Here is a 24,652-nt window from a genome sequence, read left to right as displayed (position 1 = left end):
CCGCCGCCCCATGGAACTCAAGCAATTGCGCGCGTTCGTCACGCTCGCGGAAGACCTGCATTTCGGGCGCGCCGCGCAGCGCCTGTGCATCGTGCAGCCCGCGCTGAGCATGCAGATCAAGGCGCTCGAGGCGGAACTCGGCGCGCGCCTGTTCGAGCGCGACCGGCACAAGGTCGAGCTGAGCGACACCGGGCGCGTGTTCCTGCCCGAAGCGCGGGCAACGCTACAGCAGGCCGCGCGCGCGGAACAGATGGCGCGGCTGTCGAGCCGCGGCGAAATCGGCACGCTGCGGATCGCGTTCGTGTCGTCGGTGTTGCCGACGCTGCTGCCAGCCGTGCTGCGCACGATGCGCGAACGCTATCCGTCGATCGCGCTCGAACTGAAGGACATGCCGACGCCCGACCAGATCGCCGCGCTACGCGACCGGCGGATCGACTTCGGGATGATCCGGCTGCCGGCCGCGTATGCGGGCATCGACACGCGCGTGGTGCTCGAGGAAGGGTTCGTCGTCGCGCTGCCGCTCGACCATCCGCTGGCCGCGCGCGATGCGATCGCGCCGGCCGACCTGCGCGGCCACCCCGCGTTCGTGCTCGCACGCCGCTATGCGCCTGGCTTTCACGACGACATGCTGCTCGCGCTGAGCCGTGCAGGCACGACGCTCGAGATTGCGCAGGACTTCGGCGAATTCACGACGATGCTCGCGCTCGTCGCGGCGGGAATGGGGATCGGGCTGATCCCGGCGCAGGCGGCGAGCGCGCTGCCGCCGAACGTGCTCGCGCGGCCACTCGATCTGGCCGGTCACCGCAGCGGCATCGGCCTCGCGTGGACCGATCTCGACAGCCCGCTCAAACGGGCTTTCGTCGATGCGATCGAGCACGTGACGGCGAACGCCGGGCAATAAAAAACCCGGCCGGAAAACTCCGGGCCGGGTTCGTTCGCCACGCCGGCCGCCTTCCAGCGGCCGAGCGACGTACGCGATTACTTCGCGTTCGCGAATGCGATTGCCGTATCGAGCATGCGGTTCGAGAAACCCCACTCGTTGTCGTACCAGCTCGACACCTTCACGAGGCGGCCCGACACCTTGGTCAGCGTCGCGTCGAACGTCGACGAAGCCGGGTTGTGGTTGAAGTCGATCGACACCAGCGGTGCGTCGTTGTAGCCGAGGATGCCCTTCAGCGCGCCTTCCGATGCTTCCTTCATGATCGCGTTGACTTCCTCGACCGTCGTGTCGCGCTTCGCGATGAACGACAGGTCGACGATCGACACGTTGATCGTCGGGACGCGGATCGCGTAGCCGTCGAGCTTGCCGTTCAGTTCCGGCAGCACGAGGCCGACGGCCGATGCCGCACCCGTCTTCGTCGGGATCTGGCTGTGCGTGGCCGAACGCGCGCGGCGCAGGTCTTCGTGATAGACGTCCGTCAGCACCTGGTCGTTCGTGTACGCGTGGATCGTCGTCATCAGGCCGGTTTCGAGGCCGATCTTGTCGTTCAGCGGCTTGACGAGCGGCGCGAGGCAGTTCGTCGTGCACGATGCGTTCGAGATGACCGTGTGCTCGGCCTTCAGCACGTCGTGGTTCACGCCGTAGACGATCGTCGCGTCGACGTCCTTGCCGCCCGGCGCCGAGATGATCACCTTCTTCGCACCGCCCTTCAGGTGCGCGCTCGCCTTTTCCTTCGTCGTGAAGAAGCCCGTGCATTCCATCACGACGTCGACGCCCAGCTCGCCCCACGGCAGTTCGGCCGGGTTGCGGTTCGCCAGCACGCGGATCTTGTCGCCGTTCACGACGAGGTAGTCGCCGTCGACCGACACTTCGCCCGGAAACTTGCCGTGCGCGGTGTCGTACTGGGTCAGGTGCGCGTTGGTCTTCGCATCGCCCAGGTCGTTGATCGCGACGATCTCGAGATCGTGCTTCTTGCCGTTTTCATAGAACGCGCGCAGCGTGTTGCGGCCGATACGGCCGTAGCCGTTGATTGCGACGCGAATCGTCATGGTTATCTCCTGATGGCTGAAAAAATTCGTTTCGTGCAGCTTCACGGTGCGACGCGCGCAACGGGTGGCGCGCGCCGCGTAGGCTTTTAGGCCAGCACGGCCTTGGCCGTCTCGACGACGTGCTCGACGGTGAAGCCGAAGTACTTGAACAGCACGCCGGCCGGCGCCGATTCGCCGAACGTGTCGATCCCGACGACGCCGCCTTCGAGGCCGACGTACTTGTGCCAGAAGCTCGTCACGCCCGCTTCGATCGCGACGCGGCGCACGCCGTGCGGCAGCACGCGTTCGCGGTATTCGGCGTCCTGGCGATCGAACACGTTGGTCGACGGCATCGACACGACGCGCGCCGCGATGCCCTGCTGCGCGAGCGGTTCGACGGCCTTCATCGCGAGTTCGACTTCCGAGCCCGTCGCGATCAGGATGATCTTGCGCGCGACGATCTCTTCATCCCAGTCCTTCAGCACGTAGCCGCCCTTCTCGATGTTGGCGATCTGCGCATCGGTACGCGGGTTGAACGCGAGGTTCTGGCGGCTGAAGATCAGGCTCGACGGACGGTCGGCGGCGACCGCGTGGGTCCATGCGACGGCCGTCTCGACCGTATCGGCCGGACGCCAGACGTCGTGGTTCGGGATCAGGCGCAGGCTCGACACGTGCTCGATCGACTGGTGCGTCGGGCCGTCCTCGCCGAGGCCGATCGAATCGTGCGTGAACACGAAGATCGACGGCACCTTCATCAGCGCGGCCACGCGCAGCGCGTTGCGGCTGTAGTCGGAGAACGTCAGGAACGTGCCGCCGAACGGCTTGTGGCCGCCGTGCAGCGCGAGGCCGTTGATCGCGGCGCTCATGCCGAATTCGCGCACGCCGTAGTTGATGTGGTTGCCGAGCAGCACGCCCGCGCCTTCCGGATTCGCGCGCACCGCCTTTGACGCCTTCCAGTTGGTCAGGTTCGAGCCGGTCAGGTCGGCCGAGCCGCCGAGCAGCTCGGGCAGCGCGGCAGCGAGGCCTTCGATCGCCTGCTGCGACGCCTTGCGGGTCGCGACCGTCTCGGCGCGCTCGTTCGCGCCGGCGATGATCGCGGCTGCCTTCTCGGCCCAGTCGGCCGGCAGCTTGTTCGCCATCCGGCGCTCGAATTCGGCGGCTTCTGCCGGGAACTTCGCGCGATAGGCCGCGAACGTCGCGTCCCATTCGGACTCGGCGCGCTTGCCGGCTTCCTTCGCGTCCCATGCCGCGTAGACTTCCTGCGGAATCACGAACGGCTCCCACTTCCAGCCAAGTGCTTCGCGCGTCTTCGCGATTTCTTCCGCGCCGAGCGCGGCGCCATGCACGTCGTGGCCGCCGGCCTTGGTCGCCGCGCCCTTGCCGATCACCGTCTTGCAGCAGATCAGCGTCGGCTTGTCCGACAGCTTCGCCTTCGCGATGGCTGCGTCGACCGCATCGACGTCGTGGCCGTTCACGTTCGGGATCACGTTCCAGCCGTACGCTTCGAAGCGCTTCGGCGTGTCGTCGTGGAACCAGTTCACGACGTCGCCGTCGATCGAGATGCCGTTGTCGTCGTACAGCGCGATCAGCTTGTTCAGCTTCAGCGTGCCCGCGAGCGAGCAGGCTTCGTGCGAGATGCCCTCCATCAGGCAGCCGTCGCCGAGGAACACGTACGTGTGGTGATCGACGATCTTTGCGCCGTCACGGTTGAACTCGTCGGCCATCAGCGCTTCGCCGAGCGCCATGCCGACCGCGTTCGCGAGACCCTGGCCGAGCGGGCCGGTGGTCGTCTCGACGCCCGGCGTGATCCCGTATTCCGGGTGGCCCGGCGTCTTCGAGTGCAGCTGGCGGAAGTTCTTCAGCTCTTCGATCGGCAGGTCGTAGCCGGTCAGGTGCAGCAGCGAGTACAGCAGCATCGAGCCATGGCCGTTCGACAGCACGAAACGGTCGCGGTCGGCCCAGTGCGGGTTCGTCGGGTTGTGCTTCAGATGGCGCGACCACAGCGCGACGCCGATTTCGGCCATGCCCATCGGCATGCCGGGGTGGCCGGAGTTCGCTTGCTGGACGGCGTCCATCGCGAGCGCACGGATCGCGTTGGCCATCAGGGTGGTGGAGGCGGGAGACGAAGTCGTCATGTCGAGTCCGGAGAACGAGTCGAGGAAACGGGGGCACGGCGGCATCCGGAAGCTCGAGCGTCAATCGTTCCCGGCGCGCGGTGCGGCGCCTGACGGACGCGAAGCGGACGGAGCCAACGGACGGGGCTGCAAAGCTCGTCATTTTAACAGATGGGCCGACATTTCCCTTGTCGGCGCGTAGTGTTCCGGCACGGTTTTCCGTCGAACCGCCCGCCTCCTATAATTCAGGCGTCGGAACTGCCTGCCCCAGCGGCCCGCCCGTGAGCACCACCCTTCTCTTTCACCCGACGCCCGACGCCACCTACGGCTTCCCGAATGCGCGGCGGCTCGCGCACGTCGCGTCCGCGCACCAGCAGATCGAAGTCTGGGAAACGCCGCAGCTCGGCCGGCTGTTCACGCTGGACGGCCGGCCGATGACGTCGGTCGGCGACGAGTTCGTCTATCACGAGTGCATGACGCACCCGGCCGCGCTCGCGCATCCGTGCCCGAGGAAGGCGCTCGTGCTCGGCGGCGGCGACGGCGGCGCCGCGCGCCAGTTGCTCAAGCACGCGTGCATCGAGCGGATCGTGATCGCCGAACTCGACGACGAGGTGGTCGGGATGGCGCGCCGCTATCTCGACGACGTGCACCAGGGCGCGCTCGACGACCCGCGCGTCGAGGTCGTGATCGGCGACGCCGCGCATTTCGTCGAGTCGACGGTCGAACATTTCGATCTCGTCGTGTTCGACCTCACGCCGCCCGATTCGCCGGCGGCCGGCCTCTACACGCGCGACTTCTACGCACGGCTCAAGCGGATCCTGACGCCGCGCGGCGTGATCTCGATGCATCTCGGCTCGCCGGTGTTCCATGCCGCGCGCATCGCCGCGCTGCTCGACGACCTGCGCGCGCGCTTCGCGGTCGTCGATCTGCTGTCCGCGCACGTGCCGCTGTACGGCTCGCAGTGGCTGATGGCGATCGCGAGCGACACGCTCGATGCGGCGGCGCTGTTCGCGCACGACGTCGACGAACGGCTCGCGGCCCGCCGCGTCGGCGGCTTGCGCTATTACGATGCGCGGCTGCATGCGTCCCTCTTTACCCTGCCGCGCGCACTGCGCGATACACTGGGCGTTCGCCGCTGAACATCAGGACGGCTGCACCGTTCCGCTGCTCCAGCATGAGACCGGCGCAGGCGCCGACGCGCCGACACCGAGCAACAGGAGATTTTCATGACCGATCCACGTCCGGCCAACGTGCCTTGGTTGACGCCCTACCTGGCCGTACGCAACGCGCGCGCGGCCATCGAGTTCTTCAAGGCCGCATTCGGCTTCACCGTACGCGACGTGCACGACGAGGACGGCGCGATCATGCACGTCGAGATGGCCTATCGCGGCCAGCTGATCGTGATGTTCGCGCCCGAAGGCGCGTTCGGTTCGCCCGCGCTCACGCCGAAGCACGCGAACGCCACCGCGCCGCAATCGTTCTATCTGTATGTCGACGACGTCGACGCCACCTGGCAGCGCGCGCTCGATGCGGGCGCGAAATCGCTGAGCGCGCCGCAGGACCAGTTCTGGGGCGACCGGTTCGCGCAGATCGAGGATCTCGACGGCTACCGCTGGGCGCTCGGGTGCCGTCTCGACGCATGACCGAAACCGCCACACGCATGAACGAAGCCACCACCACCGCGGCCGTGCCGCGCTTTTTCGTCGATGTCGCGCTGCGCGCCGACGCCACGCTCGCATTGCCGGCCGACGTCGCGCGCCACGTGCAGGTGCTGCGCCTGCAGCCGGGCGACGTGCTGGCGTTGTTCGACGGCACGGGCGGCCAGTACCGCGCACGGCTCGTCGAGGTCGACAAGCGCAGCGCGCTCGTGCAGGTCGATACGTTCGAGCCCGTCGAGGCCGAGCCGCCCTATCGCGTGACGCTCGCGCAGGGGATCGCGGGCGGCGACAAGATGGACTGGGTGATCGAGAAGGCCGTCGAGCTCGGCGTCGCGGCGGTCGTGCCGCTGTCGACCGCGCGCGGCGTCGTGAAGCTGTCCGGCGAACGGGCGGACAAGCGCGTCGCGCACTGGCGCGGCGTCGTACGCGCGTCGTGCGAGCAATGCGGACGCAACCGCGTGCCCGACGTCGCACCGGTGGCCGGCTTCCACGCATGGCTCGATGCGCGGCAGGCCGCGCCGGCCGACGGCGAGCTGCGGCTGCTGCTGTCCCCGCGCGCGAGCATCCCGTTCGCGTCGCTGCCCGACGCGCCGCCCGCGGCGGCCGTCACGCTGCTGATCGGGCCCGAAGGCGGGCTGTCGCCCGACGAGGAAAATGCAGCCCGCGCACGGGGGTTCACCGCGCTGTCGCTCGGGCCGCGCGTGCTGCGTACCGAGACGGCCGGCGCGGCCGTGCTCGCGGCGTTGGCGGCGCGCTGGGGCGGGTGGTAAAGCGCGTCAGCGCGCCGCGCCATGCAGCCGAGCGCGAATCGCACACGCAAAAAAGCCCGCTCGAAGCGGGCTTGTTACCGAATCGGCCGCGCGGGCCGACCGTGCGCTTACGCGAACGAGTAGAACACGCGGAACGCGACCTTGCGCTCGGCCCAGAATTCGGCCGCCTCGCGGAACACGTCGAGCAGCGTTTCGCGCCCTTCCTTGTCGAATTTCTGCGCGATCGGCAGCCCTTCGAGGACGATCACGAAACCGGGCTGCGCGCCGGCCTTCGCGACGAGGTCGGTGAGGCAGTCGTACAGCGCGTCGTAGTTCTTCCCGAAATGCTTCGGAAACAGGAACGAGGTCGCGATCGTTTCCATCACTTCCTGCTTCGACTGCGCGGCGCCGCAATACGCATACAGGAAATGCTGGCCGAGCCGACCGGCTTCGTCGGCGAGATCCTGCACGCGGAACGCGCGGATCGACTGCACGAGATTGGGTCGCACGGTCGTGAAAAGGCTCATAGGCTCCTCGTTCGATGAAAGCCCGGGCTCGGCTTCCTGTTGCTCCGGCGTGCCGCCGGCCTGCGCCGCCGCGTGCAACTGAATCACACGCTGAAACAGATTGCCGTCGCCGGCCGCGAACAGTTCCGCCGCCGCCGTATCGTGCGCGTAGATGGAGTCGCTCATGCCATTCGTCCCGAAGTCATTCAACAATACGTTTAAAACTGGTGTAGTGGTCGCCCGTGTAATAACAGTTGTCGATCCGGCGCAACGGCCCGCCACAGACGATCCGGCGCGCGCCGCGATTGCGCGCACGCGGCGTCGGCACCGTGTACTCATGGTAGTAGCCGCGCTTCGCCTTCGGCAGGATCCGCTCGCGGTTGCCGAACACGACGCCGTCCTTCTCGTACGGATAGGGGCCGCCGGCGCCGATCAGGCCCAGCGTGGTCACGGCCTCGCGCGGAAGACGGGCGGTCGGGATCGTATCGAGCCCGCTCGCGGCCACGTCGGCCGGAACGGCCTCCCGTGCGTAAGCGGCGGAAACCAGACTGCCCGTCGGCGTGCCGACGATACCCATCGCGAACATCGCGAAGACGGACGCGAGCGCGCCGTTGCGGAGCCACTTGCGTGCCATGAACCAGGGTTCCCGCTGTTAAATCAAGTAGTTGACGACCAACAAAGGCGTTAGCGTAGCGTTATTGGCCGCGCGAATCAATGTCCGTTTGGGAATCGAAAGCCTCTCGGCACTCGAGATTCCGTATTTCTTACCGAAATTACACTACACTTATCTTACATGAGATAAAATGCGGGCGGCATCGCTCGTATGGCAAGACCCTGCCTCCTTGCCACACTCGCTACCCGGAGTGGAGAGATGCTGCTGTTGCTTTATGGGAAGCGCGGTTGCGCCCTACCCGCGGCGTGCCCCTTGCGGGCACGCCTCTTTTTGCCTTTGTTTACAATTTCGCCCGACCCGGGACGCCGGTTCGACCGACGCCGCGGGTTCGTTCCGGCTCAGCGTGCGGCGTTGACGTCGGCGACCAGCAGCGCCGCCATGTTGACGATGCGACGAACGGTCGCCGATTCGGTCAGCACGTGCACGGGCTCCGCGGCGCCCAGCAGAATCGGCCCGATCGCGATGTTGTTGCCCGCGGCCGTCTTCAGCAGGTTGTACGCGATATTCGCGGCGTCGATGTTCGGCAGGATCAGCAGGTTCGCGTCGCCTTCCAGCGTCGATTCCGGCAGGATTTCCTTGCGCAGCGCCGCGTCGAGCGCGACGTCGCCGTGCATTTCGCCGTCCACCTTCAGCTCCGGCGCGGTTTCCTGCAGGATCGCGAGCGTATCGCGCATCTTCTTCGCCGAAGGGGCGTTGCTCGTGCCGAAATTCGAATGCGACAGCAGCGCGACCTTCGGCTCGATGCCGAAGCGGCGCACTTCTTCCGCGGCCATGATCGTGATTTCGGCCAGTTCCTCAGGGGTCGGATCGACGTTCACGTGCGTATCCACGAGGAAAATCTGGCGGCCGGGCAGCACGAGGCCGTTCATCGCCGCGTACACGCTGCAGCCCGGGCGCTTGCCGATCACTTGGTCGATGAAGTGCAGATGGCGGTGCGTGGTGCTGATCGTGCCGCAGATCATCCCGTCCGCTTCGCCCTTCTTCACCAGCATCGAGCCGATCAGCGTCGTGCGGCGGCGCATCTCGACGCGCGCGAGCTGCTCGCTGATGCCCTTGCGCGCCATCAGCTTGTGATACGTCTGCCAGAAGTCGCGGTAGCGCTCGTCGTGCTCGGTGTTGACGACCGTGAAGTCGACGCCCGGATTCAGGCGCAGGCCGTAGCGCTGGATACGGTGCTCGATCACCGACGGACGGCCGATCAGGATCGGCTTCGCGAGTTTTTCGTCGACGATGATCTGAACGGCGCGCAACACGCGCTCTTCTTCGCCTTCCGCGAACACGACGCGCTTCTTCTCTTCCGGCGCGGCGCGCGCGATCTGGAAGATCGGCTTCATCGTCGTGCCGCTGTGATACACGAACTGCTGCAGATGCTGCTTGTACGCGTCCATGTCCTCGATCGGGCGCGTCGCGACGCCGCCGTCCATCGCGGCCTGCGCGACGGCCGGCGCGATCTTCACGATCAGGCGCGGATCGAACGGCTTCGGAATCAGGTATTCGGGCCCGAACGACAGATCCTGGATACCGTACGCGGTCGCGACGATGTCGCTCTGCTCGTGCTGCGCGAGTTCGGCGATCGCATTGACGGCCGCGATCTCCATTTCACGCGTGATCGTCGTCGCGCCGACGTCGAGCGCGCCGCGGAAGATGAACGGGAAGCACAGGACGTTGTTGACCTGGTTCGGGTAGTCGGTGCGGCCGGTCGCGAGAATCGCGTCGGGGCGCACTTCGAGCGCCGCTTCCGGCAGGATTTCCGGCGTCGGGTTCGCGAGCGCGAGGATCAGCGGGCGCTCGGCCATGCCCTTCACCATCTCCTGCTTCAGCACGCCCGCGGCCGACAGGCCGAGGAAGATGTCCGCGCCGTCGATCACTTCGGCCAGCGTGCGGGCGTCGGTTTCGCGCGCGAAACGCTCCTTGTCCGGATCCATCAGCTCGGTGCGGCCCTTGTAGACCACGCCGGCCAGGTCCGTCACCGTGATGTTCTCGAGCGGCAGCCCGATGTCGACCAGCAGGTCCAGACACGCGAGCGCGGCCGCGCCCGCGCCGGATGCGACGAGCTTGACCTTCTTGATGTCCTTGTTGACGACCTTCAGCCCGTTCGTGACGGCCGCGGCCACGACGATCGCGGTGCCGTGCTGGTCGTCGTGGAACACCGGGATCTTCATCCGCTTGCGCGCTTCGCGCTCGACGATGAAGCAGTCCGGCGCCTTGATGTCTTCGAGGTTGATCCCGCCGAAGGTCGGCTCCAGCGCGGCGATCACGTCGACGAGCTTGTGCGGGTCCGACTCGTTCAGCTCGATGTCGAACACGTCGATGCCCGCGAACTTCTTGAACAGCACGGCCTTGCCTTCCATCACCGGCTTCGACGCGAGCGGGCCGATGTTGCCGAGACCGAGCACCGCCGTGCCGTTCGTCACGACGCCGACCAGGTTGCTGCGCGCGGTGAAGCGCGCCGCGTTCAGCGGATTCTCGACGATCTCCTCGCACGCGTACGCCACGCCCGGCGAATACGCGAGCGCGAGGTCGCGCTGGTTGATCATCTGCTTGGTCGGGGCGATCGCGATTTTGCCGGGGGTCGGAAATTCGTGATAGTCGAGCGCGGCTTCGCGGAGCTTGGCTTTAGAGGAGGCTTGGGTGGACATGTGTCTCGTGACGGGCGGATTAGAATAACTGTTCGACGGCATTGTAGCGCCAATCATCGGCCGCCAGACCGGCGATTCGGGTGCGACAGCCGCGACAAAAATGAACTGGACAGTACAGGCGCGCCGCCGCCCGCCTCGTACAATGCCGTTCCTTCAACCGTTTCGGATCGCCCGCCGTGCCAGCCGCCCTCTCCGAGTTCTCGCTGATCGAACGCTTCTTCACGCGCCGCGCCGCGCAGGGCGCCCGCGCGTCGACGCTCGGCATCGGCGACGATTGCGCGCTGATCGCGCCCCGATCCGGGAAATTGCTGGCCATTTCGACGGACATGCTGGTGGAAGGCCGCCACTTCTTCCCCGATGTCGCGCCGGACGCGCTCGGCCACAAGACGCTCGCGGTCAACCTGTCGGACCTCGCGGCGATGGGCGCCGCGCCGCGGGCGTTCACGCTCGCGTGCGCGCTGCCGCGCGCCGACGCGGCGTGGCTCGAGGCGTTCAGCGACGGCCTGTTCGCGCTGGCCGAGCGCTACGGTTGCGAGCTGATCGGCGGCGACACGACGAGCGGGCCGCTGAACCTGTGCGTGACCGTGTTCGGCGAAGTCGCGCCCGACGCGGCGCTGCGGCGCGATGCCGCGCGCGACGGCGACGACGTATGGGTGTCCGGCACGCTCGGCGATGCACGCGCGGGCCTCGGCGTCGCCCGCGGCGAATGGACGGCCGGCGCGGAAGAAGCCGCCGCATTCCGGCGCGCGCTCGAGCGTCCGGAGCCGCGCGTCGCGCTGGGGCTTGCGCTCGCGGGCGTCGCGCATGCGGCGCTCGACCTGTCGGACGGCCTCGCCGGCGACCTCCAGCACATCCTGACGCGCTCGAACGTGCGCGCCGAGATCGACGCCGACGCGGTGCCGCGCTCGGCCGCGCTCGCGACGCTGCCGGCCGACGTGCAGCGCCGCTGCACGCTGGCCGGCGGCGACGACTACGAACTGTGCTTCACGGCGCCGGTCGCGGCCCGCGCAGCGGTCGAAGCGGCGGGCGCCACGGCCGGCGTGCCGGTCACGCGAATCGGTACAATACGCGCGTTGTCCGCGCCATCGGCGCAACCCGCCATCGCGTGGCGCGACGCCGCCGGCGCGCCCCTCGCTCTCACGTTGCACGGTTTCGACCACTTCCATGCAGACTGATCCGACGCCCGCGCACGCCGCGGCCGAGCCCGGCGCCGCGCCGCCCGCGCCGACCCGCACGACGGCCCGCTTCATGCTGTCGCACCCGGCGCATATCGTGTCGCTCGGCTTCGGCAGCGGGCTCGCGCCGATCATGCCCGGCACGTTCGGCTCGCTGTTCGGCTGGCTCACGTTCGTCGTGCTCAACCGCTACCTGACGGTGCCCGAATGGTGGGCGCTGATCGCCGTCGGCTTCGTGGCCGGCACCTGGGTCACCGGTTTCACCGCGAAGAAGGCCGGCGTGTCCGATCCGGGCGCCGTCGTCTGGGACGAGATCGTCGCGATCTGGCTCGTGATGCTGTTCGTCACGCCCGCGACCTTCGTCGGCCAGCTGTGGGCGTTCGTCGCGTTCCGCTTCTTCGACATGCTCAAGCCGCCGCCGATCCGCTACTTCGACCGCCGCCTGAAAGGCGGGCTCGGCATCATGGTCGACGACCTCGTCGCCGCGTTCATGACGCTGCTGGTGATCGCGCTGTGGCGCTCCGTCGCCGGCTGACCGATTTCCCGACTCCCGTTTCCCGACGCGCATGCCAACCGATTCCGTCGTCCATCAGCTTGCGATCCGCGCAGGCAACAAGCTGCGTGACGAGCACCTGACGCTCGCCACCGCCGAATCCTGCACCGGCGGCATGATCGCCGCGGCGATCACCGATATTTCCGGGAGCAGCCAGTGGTTCGAGCGCGGCTTCGTCACGTATTCGAACCAGGCCAAGATCGAGATGATCGGCGTGCCGGCCGACCTGATCGACAAGCACGGCGCGGTCAGCGAGCCCGTCGCGCGCGCGATGGCCGAAGGCGCGCTGCGCAACAGCCGCGCGCAGGTCGCGCTGTCCGTCACCGGCATCGCGGGCCCGGGCGGCGGCAGCGAGAACAAGCCGGTCGGCACCGTGTCGTTCGGCTGGAGCAACCGGCTGCATACCGACGTCGAGACGCTCGTGTTCAAGGGCGATCGCGAACAGATCCGCACGCAGGCGGCCGCGCATGCGCTGCGCGGGCTGCTGAAGCTGCTCGACGAGCGCGAACGCTGACCGGGCAGGGCGCGCGTGCCGCGCCCGCTCTACTCGCTTACTGGATCGCGTCGGGCTTCACGACGATCCAGTTCTTGTCCGCCGTCACCGGCAGCCCGAGCGCCTTCTGCTTCGCGGCCGATTCGTCCGACCACGCGCGGATCTGCGTCATCTGCTTGTCCTTCTTGTTGACCCACACGCGCACGCCGCCGCGCGCGACGTCGGTCGCGTTCAGCAGCATGTAGCCGTCGGACGTCGGCGTGTCGCCCGCGACGAGCACCGGCTTCTTCCACTGGTCGATCCAGCCGACGATCGAACCGAGCTTGCCTTCGTACCACGTCATCGGGTTCATCAGGAACGGCGTGATCACGAGATTGCGGTTCGCAGCCTCGTCGTACTTGCCGGCCTTGATCTGCAGCCGCGACGTCGTCAGCGCGCCGGTCGCCGGGTTGCGCAGCAGCGTCGTCACGCCGATCACGTTCTGCGGCTTCACGTTGTAGCCGTACTTCGGGTCGGCCAGCACGAGCCGCGCGAGCTCCTCGTGCGCGGCCGTCATCACGTAGACGTCGATCCCGTTCTCGCACAGCGCGTTGTACAGCTCCTGCATCCCGCGGAAGAAGCGCGGCGGGTTCACCGTGCCGTCGACCACCTTGTCGCCCTGCCAGTAGCGGATCGGAATCGGCTTGCCGTCGGCGAGCATCGCGTCGATGTGGCGCTTCAGGTCGGCGAGCGACTGCCCGGCAAACGCCTGCGCGATCCACGGATAGCAGACCAGATCGTCGATCTCGCAGAGCCGGTAGTAGTAGCTCGTCAGCGATTCCCGGTAGTCGGCGGAATCCTTGAACGGGATCAGCTTCAGCGACGGATCGAGCGAATCGCGCGTCAGCACCCCATGGTTCTCGAGATACGGCAGCAGCGCTTCCTCGAGGTCATAGCGGTAGGTCGTGTTGTCGGCGTCGAACACCGCGTAGTCGCCGCGGTTCGCGTGCGCGGCGATCATCGCGTTCAGCGCCTTCGCGCTGTCGGCGGGCCAGTGCGACAGATCCGCCGCATGGGCGAACGTCATGCATAGCGACGCGGCGAACGCGCTCAGAAGACGGCGGAACAGCTTGGGCATGGCGTCGCTCCTTTTCTTGACATTTTTGTGACGGATCGGTGACAACCGGCAGCATCGCGCGACTAAATTGCGCGCATGCGATACGGAAGCGACGGGAAGTTGTTCGCGTGCGCCAGGACGGCGAACACGCGATGAACGCGCGCGGCCCGCGGACGCGGGCGCGGCGGTCGAAGGCCGCCCGGGGCGGGCGGCCGGTATTTCAGCGATGCGCGTTGATCGTGTCGCGCGTCTTCTGCGCGGCAAGCGCCGCGGCTTCAGCGAAATCCTCGCCCTTGCTCGCGTACAGGATCGCGCGCGACGAGTTGATCATCATCCCGGTGCCGTCGGCCGTGCGGCCCGCGTTGACGGTCGCCTGCACGTCGCCGCCCTGCGCGCCGATGCCGGGGATCAACAGCGGCATGTCGCCGACGATCCCGCGCACGATCTCGATTTCCTTCGGGAACGTCGCGCCGACCACGAGGCCGAGCTGGCCGTTCCTCGCGTTCCACTTGTTCGCCGCGAGATCGGCCACGACCTGGTACAGCGGCCGCCCGTTCGTATCGAGGAACTGCAGGTCGGACCCGCCCGGGTTCGACGTGCGGCACAGCACGATCACGCCCTTGCCTTCGTGCTCGAAATACGGCTCGACCGAGTCGTAGCCCATGTACGGGTTCACCGTGACGGCGTCCGCGCGATAGCGCTCGAACGCTTCGCGCGCGTACTGCTCGGCCGTGCTGCCGATGTCGCCGCGCTTCGCGTCGAGGATCACGGGCAGGCCCGGATGCTGGAGATGGATATGCGCGATCAGCCGCTCGAGCTGGTCTTCCGCGCGATGCGCGGCGAAGTACGCGATCTGCGGCTTGAACGCGCTCGCGTACTGCGCGGTCGCGTCGACGATCTGCCGGCAGAACTCGAAGATCGCGTCGGGCTGGCCGTCGAACTGCACGGGAAAGCGCGACGGCTCGGGATCGAGGCCGACGCACAGCAGCGAATTCGTGCGCTGCCACGCGGCGCGCAGCGATTCAATGAAAGTAAGCGGGGAAGACATGGCGGATACTCGCGGCAAACCGTTGGTAGACCGCGTATTTTACCCGCGTCGCCGGTGTCCCTCGCGTGTCGCGGCATGGCTGCACACATCGGTGCGTCCGACGGTGAACGCGAAACGCCGCGTGAGCCGCTCGCCGGGCGCGAGCAGCGTCATCCCGTGCGCGGTCGCGCCGCCCGGCAGGTTCACCGCATTGATCGGATGATCGACCGGCTCGAAGCAGAAGAAATCCGCGCCCGGCGGCGTATAGAGCACGTACGCGTCGGCGTCGGCCGCGACGGTCAGCGACAGGCGGCGGCGCGGCCAGCTCACCGTCGCGTGGCCGCCCCAGCCGGTGAACGCGTGATTGACGAGCGTGGCCGGCAGCGGATACGCGACGCCGAACTGCCAGGCCGGCGGCACGCTGACGTGCCGCACCGGCAGGAAATCGGCGCCCGACAACCACAGCCCGCCCGCCGCCGCGGCGAGTTCGGTCGCCGCATCGCGCACGAGGAACGGATGCACGCCGAGCCCGAACGGCAGCCGCGCGCGGCCCGCGTTCTCGATCGTCAGCGCGATCGACAGCGTCGCGTCGTCGAGTTCGAACGACTGGATCGCGCGGAACGCGTACGGCGCGCCGGCGGCGCGGTCGAGCGACAGTTGCAGCGACGTGTCGGTCGCATCGTCCACCTGCCACGGCGCGAGCCAGCCGTCGCCATGGATCGGCAGCGGCTCGTCGCGGCGGTTGCGCGGCACCGCGACCTTGCGCCCGTCGCATTCGAAGCGCCCGTCGCCGATCCGGTTCGAGTACGGCAGCAGCGGATAGCACGCGAGCTCGTTCGGGTCCGTCGCCGTCTCCGGGTGCTCGCACCGGCGGAACACCGGCATCAGCACGCCGTTGTCGCCGCGCCAGTCGAAGCGCGCGATGCCGCCGCCGAGGTGCGGCAGCACGTCGAGCCGCAGCGATGCGTTCGACAGCGTGACGACCGCCGCATGCGCGGCGCCGACGCCCTGCGCGAACACGGCCGTCTGCGGGCCGGGGCTGACCGGCTGGGCGGCGGCCGCCAGGCGCGCGCGGCGCGACTGGCTGGTGGACGACGATGCGCGCGAGGACGTGGCGGTCATGGTGAGCTCCTTTCCTTCGTCGAAGAAACGATGCAGGTCGTGCGAGCGGTCAGGCCCAGCCGCCGTCGACGATCACGTCCTGCGCGGTGATCATCCGGCTGTCGTCGGCCGCGAGAAACAGCGCCATCCGCGCGAGATCGGCCGGCAGCAGTTCGGCGTCGATGCACTGGCCGGCCTTGATCGCCGCCCGGCCCGCGTCGTCGAGCCACAGCCGGCGCTGCTTGTCGGTCATCACCCAGCCGGGCACCAGCGAATTCACGCGGATGCCGAACGGGCCGAGATCGCGCGCGAGGCCGCGCGTCAGGCCCTGCACGGCCGCCTTCGCCATCACGTAGACGGGATAGCCGCCGTTCTTCAGCATCCAGCTGATCGAGCCGAGATTGATGATCGCGCCGCCGCCCTGCCGCTTCATGTCGTCGATCACCGCCTGTGCGGCGAAGAACTGGTGACGCAGGTTCACCGCGATGCCCGCGTCGAACGACGCGGGCGTCACGTCGCCGATCGTGTGGCGCGTGTCGTTCGCCGCGTTGTTCACGAGCACCGCGATCGCGCCGATGCGTGCGCGGATCGCGTCGATCGCGCGGCGCAGCGCGTCGATGTCGGTCAGGTCGCAGGACAGGAACAGCGGCGCATGGCGTACGTGCGCGAGGCGTTCGGCCAGCGCGGCGCCGGCCGCCGCGTCGAGGTCGACGAACGCGACGCGCGCGCCCTGTTCGGCGAAGTGCTCGACGAACGACGCGCCGATGCCGGTCGCGCCGCCCGTGATCAGCACCGCGCGATCCTCGAGGCTCGGGTAGCGCGCGAAGCGCGCGTCGCTCGCCGCCGTGTTCGCGCCGTGCACTGATGTATCGATGGTCATGCGGATCGTCTCCGTGGAAACAGGTCGGTCAGTCGCGTACGCCGCGGTTCTTCAGCTGGTCGAGCAGCACGGCCGCGAGCAGGATCGCGCCGCGCACCAGGTACTGGTAGAACGCGTCGATGTTCAGCAGGTTCATCACGTTCTCCACGGTGCCCATGATCAGCACGCCGATCACGACGCCCGAGATCGTCGCGCGGCCGCCCATCAGCGACACGCCGCCGAGCACGCACGCGGAGATCACGTTCAGCTCGAAGCCTTGCGCGGCGTTCGGCTGGCCCGACGTGATGCGCGACGCGAGAATCACGCCCGCGAGCGCGGTCACCGCGCCCTGGATCAGGAAGATGTACACGCGCGTGCGTTCGACGTTGATCCCCGCGAGCCGCGACGCTTCCGGGTTGCCGCCGATCGCGAGCGTGTTGCGGCCATAGACGGTCTGGTTCAGCAGCACGCCGAAGCCGATGAAGCACAGCAGCGTGACCCAGATCGGCAGCGACACGCCGAACATCGACAGCCCGCCGAGCGCGATGAACGTATCCGACGACACGCCGACCGCCTGCCCCTTCGACACGATGAAGCCGAGCCCGCGCACGATCTCCATCGTCGCGAGCGTCGTGATCAGCGCGTTGATGCGCAGATACGCGATCACCGCGCCGTTCACGAAGCCGATCGCGGCGCCGGCCGCGACCGCCGCGATGATCGCGACGAACGTGTTGTCGGTTGCGTTCAGCACCATCGCGCACAGCACGCCCGAGAACGCGACGGTCGAGCCGATCGACAGGTCGAAGTCGCGCGACGCGAGACAGAACATCATCGTGCACGCGACCATGCCGATCTGCGAGATCGACAGCGCGAGGCCGAGCATGTTGTCGATCGAGAAGAAGTGATCGACGGTCAGCGACATCGTGATGAACATCACCGCGAAGATCGCGATCAGGCTGTATTCGGTCAGATGCTGCCACCACTTCTGGCGGTCGCTCTGCTGCGGCACCAGCACGTCGGCCGACTTCACTGCGGCGCTGGCAAGGTTTTCGTTGGCTTGCATGGTGTGTCTCCTGCTCCTGCATCGCGCGACCCGCGCCGCGCGTGTTCGATTCGAATGTCCCGGGGTTGTCCGGACGTAGCCGGCCGCGTCAGGCTGCCTCGACCGCGCTCGTCTGCGGCAGCGCGAGGTTCAGTACCGCGTGCTCGTTCGCGTCGGCGCGCGGCAGCTCGCCGGCGATCCGGCCTTCGCGCATCACGACGATGCGGTCGGACACGCCGAGCACTTCCGGCAGTTCCGACGACACCATCACGATCGCGCAGCCGCGCTCCGCGAGCCGGTAGATCACGTCGTAGATCTCGTGCTTCGCGCCGACGTCGATCCCGCGCGTCGGCTCGTCGAGGATCACGACCTTCAGGTCGGGCTCCGCGAGCCAGCGCGACAGGATCGCCTTCTGCTGGTTGCCGCCCGACAGGAAGCGGATCTTCTGCCGCCGGTTCGGCGTCTTGATCTTCAGCCGCTGGATGAAGCGGTCGGCCGTCGCGCTTTCGGTCTTGCCGTTGATAAACAGCCCCGCGCGCAACGAATGGCGGCGGCAGCTGATGTTGATGTTCTCGGCGACCGACGCGATCGCGATGATCCCTTCTTCCTTGCGGTCCTCGGGGCACAGCACGATGCCGTGGCGGATCGCGTCGCCGGTGCGCTTCACGTCGATGCGCTTGCCGTCGAGCGTCAGCACGCCCGCGCGCCGGCGGTCCGCGCCGTACACGAGCCGCATCAGTTCGCTGCGGCCCGCGCCGACGAGCCCGAAGAAGCCGACGATCTCGCCCGCGCGCACCGAGAAGCTCGCGGGTTCGCGCAATGCCGGGCCGTCGACGCCTTCGGCGGAGAACCGCACGTCGCCGAGCGCGCGCGGCGCGTAATGGTAAATGTCCGTGATCTCGCGCCCGACCATCTCGGCGACCAGCCGCTCGCGCGGCACGTCGGCCAGCGCTTCGTGCGACGCGATCTTGCGCCCGTCGCGAAAGATCGTGCACGCGTCGCACAGCCGGTAGATCTCGTCCATCCGGTGCGAGATGTAGATCAGCGCACGGCCCTGCGCGCGCAGGTCGTCGACCAGCTTGAACAGCACTTCCGTCTCGCGATGCGACAGCGAGCTCGTCGGTTCGTCGAGCGCGATCACGCGCGCATTGCGCATCAGCGCCTTGCAGATCTCGACCATCTGTCGCTGCGCGATCGACAGCCGCCCGAGCCGCGCGTCGGGATCGAGGTCCACGCCCATCTCGGCAAGCCGCTCGCGCACGTAACGCTTCGCCTCGCGCTTCCTGACCCAGCCGAACGCATTCGGCAGGCGGCCGAGCAACAGGTTCTCCGCGACCGTCAGGTCGGGCACGTACTGCAATTCCTGGTGAATCACCGCGATGCCGGCCGCGATCGACGCGGCCGCATTCGCGAACTGCACGGGCTGGCCGTCGACCAGCACGCTGCCCGCATCGGGCTGATATTCGCCGCCGAGAATCTTCAACAGCGTCGACTTGCCGGCGCCGTTCTCGCCCATCAGGCCATGCACCTCGCCCGCATGCACGTCGAACGAAATGCCGTCGAGTGCGCGCACGCCGGGAAATACCTTGCCGATATTGTCAAAACGCAGTGCCGCTGACACGTCGTCTCCCCACTTCCAGATCCATCGACCGCCCGCCGCCGCGCCGCCGCGGCCGCCGGCGGGCCGCTTACTTCGACGCGAGCCCCATCTCCTCGCGCACCTTCGACACGTTGTCGCGCGTCGCGAGCATGCCCGTCGTCAGCGTCAACGGCGGCGGCGCCTTGCCCTGCGTGATCCACGTGTACATCAGGTCCGAGGTTTCCTCGCCGTGGCGCTTCGGGCTGATGATCACGGTGCCGTAGAAGCCCGTCGGCTGCGGCTTCTTGAACTCGTTCAACGCCGAATCGGAACCGCCGATGCCGATGCCGATCATGTTGTCGGCCTTGAAGCCGCGCCCTTCGGCCGCGCGCACCGCGCCGAGCACGGCCTCGTCGTTCAGGCCGTACGCGACCCAGTGCTTGAACTGCGGGTTCTTCGTGAGCGCGATGTTCGCCGCGTTGAACGCGTTCTCGGTATCGGTCTTCGCCTGCGGCGCCGCGATCACGTTCGCCTTCGGGAAGCCCGCGGCGACCAGCGCGTCGGTCGCGCCGCTCGTGCGGTCGTGCGCGGTCGGCAGCTGCTCGTAGGTGATGTCGATCGCGCCGACGTCCTTCATGTCCCAGCCGCGCTTCTTGATCTCGGCCGCGATGCCGTCGCCGACCTGCTTGCCGATGTTGTACGCGGAAATTCCCATGTGCGGCACCGCGTCGATCGGCTTGCCCGCGCCGTCGACGAGGCGGTCGTCGACCGTCATCATCTTCAGGTTGTGCGACTTCGCCTTCGCGACGATGCCCGGCCCGAGTTTCACGTCGGGCGTGCAGATGATGAAGCCCTGCGCCTTCTGCGCGGACAGGTTGTCGATCGCGCTCATCACCTTCTCGCCGGACGGCGCGCCGATCTTCACGAGCGTGAAGCCCTTCTGCTTCGCGGCGATCTCGGCGAATTTCCACTCGTCCTGGAACCACGGCTCTTCCGGCTGCTTCACCAGGAAGCCGATCTTGACCGGGTCGGCCGCGTGCGCGACCGGGCTGCCCATCACCACCGCGGCCGCGGCGGCCAGCGTTACGAACGTTCTGCGTTTCATCTCCAGTGTCTCCTTGTTTTCATCGAACAGGATGCAGCCGCTTGTTGGTTTCGACGCAGCGCGCGCGGCCGTCGCACGTGCGGTCTTTCGAATCGTTGCGTCAATCGTGTCAGTCGTGATACAGCGCCGCGCGCCCGCCATCGACGGTGATGCACGCGGCATTGATGAACGGCGCCTCGTCGGACGCGAGGAACACGGCCGTCATCGCGACCTCCTCCGGTTTTCCGATGCGCTTCATCGGCTGCAGCGCGAGCGTATCGGCGCGCGCGGCGGCCGGATCGGGTTGCGCGTCCCACCAGTCGCGCGTCAGTTGCGTCTCGATGTAGCCCGGCGCGATCGCGTTCACGCGTACGTTGCGCGCCGCGTATTCGATGCCGAGCGCACGCGTCAAGCCGAGCACGCCGTGCTTCGCGACCGGGTACGGAAAGCAGCCCGGGATGATCCTGAATGCATGCGTCGACGCGATGTTCACGATGCTGCCGCGACCGCGCTCGACCATGCCCTCCAGCGCCGCGCGGCAGCCGTGCCACACGCCGTCGAGATCGACCGCGAAGCAGCGGCGCCAATCGTCGTCGGTCATCGTCAGCGGATCGGCGAACACGTTGATGCCCGCGTTGTTCACGAGCACGTCGAGCGGGCCGAACGCCGCTTCCGTCTGCGCGAGCGCGTCGCGCACCGCCTGCTGCCGCGCGACGTCCGCCTGCAGCGGCAGCACGCGCGCGCCGTCGCATTCGCGTGCGATCGCGGCGGCCGTGTGCTGCGCCTGCGGGAAGTCGAGATCGACGAGCGCGACGGCCGCGCCTTCGCGCACGAACGCACGCGCGATCGCGGCGCCGATGCCACGGCCCGCACCCGTCACCATCGCGACCTTGCCCGCGAGGCGGCCCATCATGCGGCTCCGCCGCGCGCGATGCGCAAGCCGGCCTGGAACGCGCGCGCATTCGCCGCGGTCGCATCCGCCGACTGGCCGGGACGGTACAGCGCCGAGCCGAGCCCGAAGCCGTTCGCGCCGGCGTCGAGGAACGGCTGCATGTTGTCCGGCGCGATCCCGCCGACCGGAATCAGCGGCACCGCACGGTCGATCACCGCGCGCCAGGCCTTCACGACCGTCACGCCGAGCTGCTCGGCCGGGAACATCTTCAGCACGTCGGCGCCATTCGTCAGCGCCGCGAACGCTTCGGTCGGCGTCGCGACGCCCGGCGCGCTCGCGAGCCCGCGCTCGCGCGCGCGGCGGATCACGGCCGCGTCGCTGTGCGGCATCACGATCAGCGCGCCGCCCGCGTCCTGCACGCGGTCGACGTACTCGGCGCGCAGCACGGTGCCCGCGCCGACGATCATGTCGTCGGGCAGCGCACGCCGCAGCGCAGCGATGCTGTCGAACGGCTCCGGCGAGTTGAGCGGCACCTCGACGATCCGGAAGCCGGCTTCGTACAGCGCACGGCCATGGTCGGCCGCTTCGGCAGGCGTGATGCCGCGCATGATCGCGATCAGCGGACACGCGTCGAACGCACGCATCAATGCGGCGTGGGGCATGTACGGTGCGGGCAAGGTCAGGTCGGACGGCATCGGCAATTCCTCTTCAAGCAGTTCACTGGTCGGCACAGACGGGCTCGCCGTCCGCGCGCACGAGCCCGGCGCGCGACGCGATCCGCCACAGGCCGCGCTCGGTCGCATGCGGGGCGACACGCGCATGCATATGGCCGAATACCCGGAGCGCATCGACGTAGCGCGAACACAAAGCGTCGTCGCCGATCAGCAGCAGCGGCTGGTCCGCGAGCGCGATGCCGCGCTCCGCGAGCATCGCGTCGAGCGCGTTCAGCTCATGGCCGATCAGCAAGCCGGACAGATAGTCGCCCTGCGCATCGGGGGCGAGCCGGTCGGTCAGCCCCAGCGTGCGCGTGCTGAAAATCGTCGCGAGCAGGCCCGTGCGCTGCGCGCCGCGGGCGACTGCCACGCCGCGCAAGAACGCCGCGCGATCGGGTGATTCGCCCGCGCGCATCGTGCGGCCGAGGATCGTGTGGTCGCGCAATACCGCGAACAGCTCGCCGGTCATGAAGGTCTGGAAGCGTTCGATCAGGCCGTCCTTCACCCACGCCCATTTCGCATGCGTGCCCGGCAGGCCGATCAGTACCCCTGAACGATCAGCGCCAAGCGTGGGATCGCTCGCAAGCGCGCCGACGATCTGCGTTTCTTCGCCGCGCATCACGTCGGGCAATTCGCCCGTCGCGATCACGCCCGGCACGATCGAAACCGTCGTGCCGCGCGCCGTCGTCACGGTGATGAGACCTGCGACGAGCGCGTCGGCGCCGGCCGGCACCGCGACGTACGGCGCTTCGCGCCAGCCCTGCGCGCTGCCGACCATCCCGGCGGCGAGCACCGGCAGGCCGGGCGTGCGGTCGAGCCAGTCGCCGCACGCTTCCTCGAACACCGCGTCGAACGCACGCGCGCCGCCGCCCGGCACGTGCATCACGCCGGCCGCCCGGCTGCGCGTGTCGATCGGCACGCCGTGCGCGTCGTACAGATACGCGCGCAGCGACGTGGTGCCCCAGTCGAGCGCGATCAGCGACGGGGAGGCGGAACTGGCATCCGGAACGGGCCGGGTCGAAGTCGTCATCGTTTGATCCTGCGGGTACCCTGCGGCGGGCTCCAGCCCAGCTCCGCGGAAATGGCTCGCGCTTCGCGCTGCACGAGCGGAATCAGTTCGTCCATGCGGTCGTGCGGCATGTACGGAATCGTGCTCGCGACCGACACCGCCGCGACGATCGCACCCGATGCGTCGCGGATCGGCGCGGCCACGCAGCGGATCGACGCCTCGTTTTCCTCGAGATCGAACGTATAGCCGCCGGCCGCGTAATGGGCCATGCGCTGCAGGAACGCGCTCGTCTCGGGCCGGTTGTCGGGCTTGAAGTTGACGCCGGCCAGCGCGCGCCGCGCGGCTTCGAACAGCGAGCGCCACAGATCCGGATCGAGGTCGAGCATCATCGCCTTGCCGATGCCGGTCGACGCGAGCGGCATCCGGTGGCCGACGCGCGAGCGCATCTCAAGGCCGCGCGTGCGTGCCGGGAATCTTGTCGATGTACAGCACGTCGTCGCCGTCGCGCACGCCGAGATGGATCGTGTCGAGCGTCGCTTCCGCGAGTGCTTCCAGATGCGGGCGCGCCACCGCGGTCAGCGGCATCTGCTCGAGCGCGATCGTGCCGAGCTCGATCAGCTTCGGGCCGAGCAGGTAGCCGCCCTGCACCTGGCGCAGATAGCGCGCCTGCACGAGGCTGCTGACGAGACGGTGCGTCGTGCTGCGCGTCGTGCCGAGCGCGGCGCCGATCGCGCGCATGTCGCGCGCACCGTTCGCGATCGCCTCGAGGATCGCGAGGCCGCGCAGCAGCGTCTGCGTGCCGGCCTGCTGCGCGGCGAGGTCGAGCGGCGTGCTGGTCGCGCCGATGCTGTCGGTCAGCGACGGTTCGGCCGGCATCGCACGCCGGGCGTCGAGGGCAAGAGAGTCTGGCATCTTGGTCATGGAACGGGGCGTCTTCAACGGAATCGGTGAAGCCGCTCGCGCGGCGCCGGAACTGCGTCCGGTGCGGCGGCGTGGCGGCGGTCGATGCACCGAGTAAAGCGCCCGGCGAACTTCATGGAAGGTGTCTCCGTGTGCGACGGGCGCCGCGCGATGCGTGGGTCCGAAGCTGTCGATGTGCTTCGGATTGTAGGAGCGCACGCACTCGTCTCCAATATTTGAGTGCGTTGTCCAGATAATGAGAATTCAGGCGGGATAGGCAGCGGGCTCGCTGCGCCGGCCGCGCCATGCATACGGGGGCGGGACCTGCCGTGTCGCAGGTTCCGCCCCCGTTTGTTCATGCCGTACCGCGCTTACTGCTGGCTCGTGCTGCGCGCCTGCATGTAGCGCTGGACGTCGGCGAACGACACACGGCCGCTGCCGCCCGCGTCGATCTGCCGGAAGTGGTTCGCGACATAGCCGAGGCCGGCCGCGCGCGCCTGCGACTCGGTGATCGAACCCGTGTTCTGCGTGTCGGCCGCGCTGAACTGCCGCGCGAGCTTGCGCACCACCTGCGCATGCAGCGCGGCGCCGGTGGTCTGCGTGCCGGCGGTCGCGTGGCGCGCGGCCGGCGGCACGTACGGATCGCCGAGCTGCGCCTGGCGCGCACGCGCCGGTGCGGCAGCGGCGTCGCTCGCCTGCGCGAACGCGGAAACGGATGCGGCGGCGCCGACGCATGCGAGCGCCGCGGCAACGACGATGAAACGATTCTTCATGTCAGGCTCCAGTCTGGAATGAGGTCGTCGACTGCCGGCGAGCGGCGCC

The 24,652-nt window shown here is 68.3% G+C and carries 23 protein-coding genes and 1 pseudogene; 7 read left to right on the top strand and 17 right to left on the bottom strand.

The genetic code is table 11. The features are described from left to right. The first annotated feature begins 10 nt into the window (after nucleotides 1–10). Entirely contained in the window at nucleotides 11–901 is an 891-nt protein-coding gene (locus tag JYG37_RS05125; RefSeq protein ID WP_213345923.1) for a LysR family transcriptional regulator, read from the top strand. A 77-nt stretch (nucleotides 902–978) separates the two neighbouring features. Here the strand turns inward: JYG37_RS05125 and gap are convergent, their stop codons facing one another. Together gap and tkt are read right to left on the bottom strand one after the other, a co-directional pair. After that, nucleotides 979–1,989, bottom strand: a complete 1,011-nt coding sequence (gene gap / locus JYG37_RS05120; protein WP_006476940.1) for a type I glyceraldehyde-3-phosphate dehydrogenase — start codon at nucleotides 1,987–1,989, stop codon at nucleotides 979–981. An 86-nt stretch (nucleotides 1,990–2,075) separates the two neighbouring features. Next, a complete protein-coding gene (tkt, locus tag JYG37_RS05115; RefSeq protein ID WP_006485709.1) occupies nucleotides 2,076–4,148 on the bottom strand; it encodes a transketolase in 2,073 nt (690 codons plus the stop codon). A gap of 215 nt (nucleotides 4,149–4,363) precedes the next feature. On the opposite strand from tkt, the gene speE reads away from it, so the two are divergent. From speE to JYG37_RS05100, 3 genes are all read left to right on the top strand, one after another. Further along, nucleotides 4,364–5,221 carry a polyamine aminopropyltransferase gene (speE, locus tag JYG37_RS05110; protein ID WP_050013840.1) on the top strand — a complete coding sequence of 286 codons (858 nt, stop codon included), beginning with the start codon at nucleotides 4,364–4,366 and terminating at the stop codon, nucleotides 5,219–5,221. Between the two features lie 87 nt (nucleotides 5,222–5,308). Next, nucleotides 5,309–5,725: a VOC family protein gene (locus JYG37_RS05105; protein WP_089488163.1), complete on the top strand. Its 417-nt coding sequence runs from the start codon at nucleotides 5,309–5,311 to the stop codon at nucleotides 5,723–5,725. Between the two features lie 17 nt (nucleotides 5,726–5,742). After that, complete coding sequence (locus JYG37_RS05100; RefSeq protein ID WP_050013842.1) at nucleotides 5,743–6,510, top strand: 16S rRNA (uracil(1498)-N(3))-methyltransferase; 768 nt, start codon at nucleotides 5,743–5,745, stop codon at nucleotides 6,508–6,510. 107 nt (nucleotides 6,511–6,617) lie between these two features. Here the strand turns inward: JYG37_RS05100 and JYG37_RS05095 are convergent, their stop codons facing one another. From JYG37_RS05095 to JYG37_RS05085, 3 genes are all read right to left on the bottom strand, one after another. Beyond that, nucleotides 6,618–7,181 (bottom strand): barstar family protein, encoded by a 564-nt coding sequence (locus JYG37_RS05095; RefSeq protein WP_006476945.1) that lies wholly within the window; start codon nucleotides 7,179–7,181, stop codon nucleotides 6,618–6,620. A 16-nt stretch (nucleotides 7,182–7,197) separates the two neighbouring features. Then, entirely contained in the window at nucleotides 7,198–7,629 is a 432-nt protein-coding gene (locus tag JYG37_RS05090) for a guanyl-specific ribonuclease (RefSeq protein WP_050013843.1), read from the bottom strand. Between the two features lie 377 nt (nucleotides 7,630–8,006). Then, nucleotides 8,007–10,349, bottom strand: coding sequence for an NADP-dependent malic enzyme (locus tag JYG37_RS05085; RefSeq protein WP_353968254.1), 2,343 nt, complete (start codon nucleotides 10,347–10,349; stop codon nucleotides 8,007–8,009). Nucleotides 10,350–10,483: 134 nt separating this feature from the next. Between JYG37_RS05085 and thiL the strand changes: the two genes are divergently transcribed. The 3 genes from thiL to JYG37_RS05070 are packed head-to-tail and all read left to right on the top strand — an operon-like array spanning nucleotide 10,484 to nucleotide 12,549. Next, the gene (gene thiL / locus JYG37_RS05080; protein ID WP_050013845.1) at nucleotides 10,484–11,482 is read left to right on the top strand and encodes a thiamine-phosphate kinase; all 999 of its coding nucleotides are present in this window, start codon (nucleotides 10,484–10,486) and stop codon (nucleotides 11,480–11,482) included. Then, complete coding sequence (locus JYG37_RS05075) at nucleotides 11,472–12,017, top strand: phosphatidylglycerophosphatase A family protein (protein ID WP_050013846.1); 546 nt, start codon at nucleotides 11,472–11,474, stop codon at nucleotides 12,015–12,017. Before thiL ends, JYG37_RS05075 begins: the two co-directional genes overlap by 11 nt. A 31-nt stretch (nucleotides 12,018–12,048) precedes the next feature. Next, nucleotides 12,049–12,549 carry a CinA family protein gene (locus JYG37_RS05070; protein ID WP_050013847.1) on the top strand — a complete coding sequence of 167 codons (501 nt, stop codon included), beginning with the start codon at nucleotides 12,049–12,051 and terminating at the stop codon, nucleotides 12,547–12,549. Between the two features lie 37 nt (nucleotides 12,550–12,586). Here the strand turns inward: JYG37_RS05070 and JYG37_RS05065 are convergent, their stop codons facing one another. The 12 genes and pseudogenes from JYG37_RS05065 to JYG37_RS05010 all read right to left on the bottom strand — a co-directional run bounded on the left by JYG37_RS05065 (nucleotide 12,587) and on the right by JYG37_RS05010 (nucleotide 24,603). Continuing rightward, nucleotides 12,587–13,645: a haloacid dehalogenase-like hydrolase gene (locus JYG37_RS05065; RefSeq protein WP_213345922.1), complete on the bottom strand. Its 1,059-nt coding sequence runs from the start codon at nucleotides 13,643–13,645 to the stop codon at nucleotides 12,587–12,589. 199 nt (nucleotides 13,646–13,844) lie between these two features. Then, a complete protein-coding gene (gene pyrF, locus JYG37_RS05060; protein ID WP_050013849.1) occupies nucleotides 13,845–14,672 on the bottom strand; it encodes an orotidine-5'-phosphate decarboxylase in 828 nt (275 codons plus the stop codon). 39 nt (nucleotides 14,673–14,711) lie between these two features. Beyond that, a complete protein-coding gene (locus JYG37_RS05055) occupies nucleotides 14,712–15,773 on the bottom strand; it encodes an aldose 1-epimerase (RefSeq protein ID WP_213345921.1) in 1,062 nt (353 codons plus the stop codon). Between the two features lie 49 nt (nucleotides 15,774–15,822). Next, nucleotides 15,823–16,632, bottom strand: a complete 810-nt coding sequence (locus JYG37_RS05050; RefSeq protein ID WP_050013851.1) for an SDR family NAD(P)-dependent oxidoreductase — start codon at nucleotides 16,630–16,632, stop codon at nucleotides 15,823–15,825. 28 nt (nucleotides 16,633–16,660) lie between these two features. Further along, nucleotides 16,661–17,674: an L-arabinose ABC transporter permease AraH gene (gene araH, locus JYG37_RS05045; RefSeq protein ID WP_213345920.1), complete on the bottom strand. Its 1,014-nt coding sequence runs from the start codon at nucleotides 17,672–17,674 to the stop codon at nucleotides 16,661–16,663. Between the two features lie 88 nt (nucleotides 17,675–17,762). Further along, nucleotides 17,763–19,274: an L-arabinose ABC transporter ATP-binding protein AraG gene (gene araG / locus JYG37_RS05040; RefSeq protein WP_213345919.1), complete on the bottom strand. Its 1,512-nt coding sequence runs from the start codon at nucleotides 19,272–19,274 to the stop codon at nucleotides 17,763–17,765. A 67-nt stretch (nucleotides 19,275–19,341) separates the two neighbouring features. Continuing rightward, on the bottom strand, nucleotides 19,342–20,337 hold the full coding sequence (locus JYG37_RS05035) for an arabinose ABC transporter substrate-binding protein (protein ID WP_050013854.1): 996 nt from the start codon (nucleotides 20,335–20,337) through the stop codon (nucleotides 19,342–19,344). 109 nt (nucleotides 20,338–20,446) lie between these two features. Continuing rightward, nucleotides 20,447–21,226, bottom strand: coding sequence for an SDR family oxidoreductase (locus tag JYG37_RS05030; RefSeq protein ID WP_213346082.1), 780 nt, complete (start codon nucleotides 21,224–21,226; stop codon nucleotides 20,447–20,449). Further along, on the bottom strand, nucleotides 21,226–21,903 hold the full coding sequence (locus tag JYG37_RS05025; protein WP_050013856.1) for a 2-dehydro-3-deoxy-6-phosphogalactonate aldolase: 678 nt from the start codon (nucleotides 21,901–21,903) through the stop codon (nucleotides 21,226–21,228). Before JYG37_RS05025 ends, JYG37_RS05030 begins: the two co-directional genes overlap by 1 nt. A 22-nt stretch (nucleotides 21,904–21,925) precedes the next feature. Next, nucleotides 21,926–22,951 carry a 2-dehydro-3-deoxygalactonokinase gene (locus JYG37_RS05020; protein ID WP_050013857.1) on the bottom strand — a complete coding sequence of 342 codons (1,026 nt, stop codon included), beginning with the start codon at nucleotides 22,949–22,951 and terminating at the stop codon, nucleotides 21,926–21,928. Further along, nucleotides 22,948–23,842, bottom strand: a pseudogene (locus JYG37_RS05015) (IclR family transcriptional regulator). Before JYG37_RS05015 ends, JYG37_RS05020 begins: the two are co-directional and overlap by 4 nt. Before the next feature lie 359 nt (nucleotides 23,843–24,201). Then, nucleotides 24,202–24,603, bottom strand: coding sequence for an EF-hand domain-containing protein (locus JYG37_RS05010; protein WP_050013859.1), 402 nt, complete (start codon nucleotides 24,601–24,603; stop codon nucleotides 24,202–24,204). Nucleotides 24,604–24,652 lie beyond the last annotated feature (49 nt).

It is taken from the genome of Burkholderia sp. LAS2 (genome assembly GCF_018417615.1).
Taxonomy (GTDB): Bacteria; Pseudomonadota; Gammaproteobacteria; order Burkholderiales; family Burkholderiaceae; genus Burkholderia; species Burkholderia sola.
This window is presented reverse-complemented; position numbering and strand designations above follow the sequence as displayed.

Coding starts and splice junctions, on each gene's coding strand:
- tkt (WP_006485709.1), bottom strand. CDS start 4,148: ATGCCGCCGTGCCCCCGTTTCCTCGACTCGTTCTCCGGACTCGACATG.
- JYG37_RS05030 (WP_213346082.1), bottom strand. CDS start 21,226: ATGGGCCGCCTCGCGGGCAAGGTCGCGATGGTGACGGGTGCGGGCCGT.
- JYG37_RS05095 (WP_006476945.1), bottom strand. CDS start 7,181: ATGAGCGACTCCATCTACGCGCACGATACGGCGGCGGCGGAACTGTTC.
- JYG37_RS05070 (WP_050013847.1), top strand. CDS start 12,049: ATGCCAACCGATTCCGTCGTCCATCAGCTTGCGATCCGCGCAGGCAAC.
- gap (WP_006476940.1), bottom strand. CDS start 1,989: ATGACGATTCGCGTCGCAATCAACGGCTACGGCCGTATCGGCCGCAAC.
- araH (WP_213345920.1), bottom strand. CDS start 17,674: ATGCAAGCCAACGAAAACCTTGCCAGCGCCGCAGTGAAGTCGGCCGAC.
- JYG37_RS05105 (WP_089488163.1), top strand. CDS start 5,309: ATGACCGATCCACGTCCGGCCAACGTGCCTTGGTTGACGCCCTACCTG.
- JYG37_RS05025 (WP_050013856.1), bottom strand. CDS start 21,903: ATGCCGTCCGACCTGACCTTGCCCGCACCGTACATGCCCCACGCCGCA.
- JYG37_RS05100 (WP_050013842.1), top strand. CDS start 5,743: ATGAACGAAGCCACCACCACCGCGGCCGTGCCGCGCTTTTTCGTCGAT.
- JYG37_RS05050 (WP_050013851.1), bottom strand. CDS start 16,632: ATGACCATCGATACATCAGTGCACGGCGCGAACACGGCGGCGAGCGAC.
- JYG37_RS05055 (WP_213345921.1), bottom strand. CDS start 15,773: ATGACCGCCACGTCCTCGCGCGCATCGTCGTCCACCAGCCAGTCGCGC.
- JYG37_RS05010 (WP_050013859.1), bottom strand. CDS start 24,603: ATGAAGAATCGTTTCATCGTCGTTGCCGCGGCGCTCGCATGCGTCGGC.
- JYG37_RS05125 (WP_213345923.1), top strand. CDS start 11: ATGGAACTCAAGCAATTGCGCGCGTTCGTCACGCTCGCGGAAGACCTG.
- JYG37_RS05085 (WP_353968254.1), bottom strand. CDS start 10,349: ATGCCGTCGAACAGTTATTCTAATCCGCCCGTCACGAGACACATGTCC.
- pyrF (WP_050013849.1), bottom strand. CDS start 14,672: ATGTCTTCCCCGCTTACTTTCATTGAATCGCTGCGCGCCGCGTGGCAG.
- JYG37_RS05075 (WP_050013846.1), top strand. CDS start 11,472: ATGCAGACTGATCCGACGCCCGCGCACGCCGCGGCCGAGCCCGGCGCC.
- JYG37_RS05020 (WP_050013857.1), bottom strand. CDS start 22,951: ATGACGACTTCGACCCGGCCCGTTCCGGATGCCAGTTCCGCCTCCCCG.
- JYG37_RS05090 (WP_050013843.1), bottom strand. CDS start 7,629: ATGGCACGCAAGTGGCTCCGCAACGGCGCGCTCGCGTCCGTCTTCGCG.
- JYG37_RS05035 (WP_050013854.1), bottom strand. CDS start 20,337: ATGAAACGCAGAACGTTCGTAACGCTGGCCGCCGCGGCCGCGGTGGTG.
- JYG37_RS05065 (WP_213345922.1), bottom strand. CDS start 13,645: ATGCCCAAGCTGTTCCGCCGTCTTCTGAGCGCGTTCGCCGCGTCGCTA.